This is a genomic window from Amycolatopsis sp. SID8362 (assembly GCF_010550475.1).
GTDB classification, from domain to species: Bacteria; Actinomycetota; Actinomycetes; order Mycobacteriales; family Pseudonocardiaceae; genus Amycolatopsis; species Amycolatopsis eburnea.
The window spans coordinates 1-2,219 of record NZ_JAAGNB010001631.1 but is presented as its reverse complement, the minus strand read 5'-3'; the positions used below and the strand labels follow the sequence as shown (position 1 = coordinate 2,219).

At 74.5% G+C, this 2,219-nt stretch carries 2 protein-coding genes; both read left to right on the top strand.

Going from position 1 to position 2,219, the window contains the following annotated elements; translation table 11 throughout:
- The coding region (locus G3I65_RS50450; RefSeq protein WP_160702973.1) for an SDR family oxidoreductase at positions 1-932 on the top strand (932 nt) is incomplete at its 5' end.
- On the top strand, positions 929-2,219 hold a 1,291-nt coding region (locus G3I65_RS50445), incomplete at its 3' end, for a glycoside hydrolase family 15 protein (protein ID WP_309236066.1). The genes G3I65_RS50450 and G3I65_RS50445, both read left to right, overlap by 4 nt.

Genomic DNA, 2,219 nt, shown 5'->3' with positions numbered 1-2,219 from the left:
GCGCCCGGCGAGCGCGGGTCGCGTTGCTGGCCCGTGGGGAACGCGGGCTGGAGGCCGCGGCCGCCGACGTCGAACGCGGCGGCGGGACCGCGTTGGCGATCCCCACCGACGTCGCCGACTTCGATCAGGTCGACGCCGCCGCCGAGCGCGCCGAGAAGGAGCTGGGGCCGATCGACGTCTGGGTCAACGTCGCCTTCACCTCGGTCTTCGCCCCCTTCGGCGAGATCGGGCCGGACGAGTTCCGCCGCGTCACCGAGGTCAGCTACCTCGGCTACGTCCACGGCACGATGGCCGCGCTGAACCGCATGAAGCCGCGTGACCACGGCACGGTGGTGCAGGTCGGCTCCGCGCTGGCGTACCGCGGGATCCCGCTGCAGAGCGCGTATTGCGGCGCCAAGCACGCCATCCAGGGCTTCAACGAATCGCTGCGCTGCGAACTCCTTCACGAAGGCAGCCACGTCCGGACGACCATGGTGCAACTGCCCGCCGTCAACACCCCGCAGTTCTCGTGGGTGCTTTCGCGGCTGCCGCACCACGCGCAGCCGGTGCCGCCGATCTACCAGCCCGAGGTCGCCGCCCGCGCCGTGCTGCACGCCGCCGATCACCCGCGCCGGCGCGAATACTGGGTCGGCGGCAGCACCGCCGGCACGCTCGTCGCGAACGCCGTCGCACCCGGTCTCCTCGACCGCTACCTCGCCAAGACGGGTTTCGGATCTCAGCAGACCGGCGCACCCAGGCCCGCCGGTCAGCCCGCGAACCTCTGGGCGCCGGCCGACCGCGAAACGGACTTCGGCGCGCACGGCGAGTTCGACGCGAAAGCCACTCCGCGCAGCTTCCAGCTTTGGGCGAGCCGGCACCACGGTTTCCTCGCGGCCGGCGGCGGCGCACTGGCCGCGACGGCGCTGGCCCTCTGGCGGCGGGCGCGCTCGTGACCGGCTTCGCCCCGCAGGTCCTGCGCGAGTACGCCCTGCTGGCCGACGGCGAGCGCGGCGCGCTGTGCGGCCCGCGCGGGGACGTCTGCTGGCTGTGCGCGCCCGGGTGGTCCGACAGCGCCGTGCTGTCGTCGCTGATCGGCGGCACCGGCAGCTACACCGTCAGCCCGGTGGACACCTACGTCTGGGGCGGGTACTACGAGCCCGGCAGCCTGATCTGGCGCAACCGCTGGGTGACGACGTCGACCACGGTGGAATGCCGCGAAGCCTTGGCCCGCCCCGCGGACCCGCACCGGCTCGTCCTGCTGCGCCGCGTCGAAGCCGTCGAGCGGGACGTCCGGGTCCACGTCCGGCTCGACCTGGCCGACGGCTTCGGCCGCCGGTCGTTGCGGGAGCTGCGCCGCCACGACGACGGGACGTGGACCGGCCGCACCGGCGACCTGCGGGTGCGGTGGACCGGCGCCGTCGGGGACGGGCTGGAGTTCGACCTGGCCGTGCCGTCCGGCGGGCACCACGACCTGGTCCTGGAGATCTCGTCACGGCGGCTGCCGGATCCGGTCGGGGCCGACCGGCTCTGGGAAGCCACCGAACACGCCTGGGACACCGACGTTCCCCGGTTCGAGAACAGCATCGCGCCCCGGGACACGCGGCACGCCTACGCGGTGCTGCGCGGCCTGACCACCGGCACCGGCGGCATGGTCGCCGCGGCCACGCTCGGGCTGCCGGAACGCGCCGAAGCCGGCCGCAACTACGACTACCGGTACGTCTGGCTGCGCGACCAGTGCTACGCCGGCCTCGCCGCCGCCGTCGGCGAACCCCATCCCCTGCTCGACGACGCCCTGCGGTTCACCACCGCCCGCGTCCTCGACCACGGCGACCGGCTGCTGCCCGCCTACCGCCCCGACGGCACCCCGCCACCCGGCGAAACGCGGCTGGACCTGCCCGGCTACCCCGGCGGCGCCGACATCGTGGGCAACCACGTCAACAGCCAGTTCCAGCTCGACGCCCTCGGCGAGCTGCTGCAGCTGCACGCGGCCGCGGCCCGCCACGGCCGCCTGGACGCCGACGACCGGCTCGCCACCGACGTCGTCCTCGGGCTGATCACCGAGCACTGGGACGCGCCGGAGGCGGGGATCTGGGAGCTGCAGGACGAGTGGTGGACGCACTCGCGGCTCGCGTGCGTCGCGGGCCTGCGCGCGCTGGCCCGCGAGGTACCCGCCCACCGCGGCGCCGAGCTGTCCGGGCTCGCCGACAAGCTGCTCGCCGAAACCACCGCGCGCTGCCTGG